2 pseudogenes are annotated in these 458 nt (G+C 61.4%); both read left to right on the forward strand.

The features are described from left to right. Nucleotides 1-200 (forward strand): annotated as a pseudogene (locus EN984_RS37250) (DUF2461 domain-containing protein); the annotation flags it as partial. 111 nt (nucleotides 201-311) lie between these two features. Continuing rightward, nucleotides 312-458: pseudogene (locus EN984_RS39310) on the forward strand (branched-chain amino acid ABC transporter permease); the annotation flags it as partial.

A 458-nucleotide genomic window follows, 5' to 3' on the forward strand; every position in this document is an offset into this window, starting at 1 on the left:
CGCCATGCGGCTTCGAGGAAATCAGTGATCCCGATCTGGTCGCCGCCATCCGCCACCGGCATTTCTATGTCCAGCATGTCATCGATCCGGCGGGAATCCATACGGCTGATCTGGTCGACGAACTCGTCGATTTCACCTTGCGCGCCAAGCCGCTGCTCGACTGGGGCAGGGCGATCGAGGGCAAGGGTTCGCTTGACTAGCCTCCGGCTCCGGTAACCCGACGATCATTTCCGCTGATCGTTTGGCTCAAGCGAATTCGTGTGACAAGGCAGGCAGCGCTTCCTACATCAGGCCCTGATCAAGGAGAGGCCATGTCGGCGCAAGCAATTTCCGAGAGCGGCGATAGAAGCGATTTCTGGCAGGGCGTGCGGCTGTCGATGCCTGTCGTGGTGGCGTCGGCGCCGTTTGCGGTGCTGTTCGGCGCGCTCGCCGTCGACAATGGCTTCTCGGTCCTGGAA

The sequence above is a fragment of the Mesorhizobium sp. M7A.F.Ca.CA.004.12.1.1 genome, from assembly GCF_003997835.1.
Lineage (GTDB): Bacteria > Pseudomonadota > Alphaproteobacteria > Rhizobiales > Rhizobiaceae > Mesorhizobium.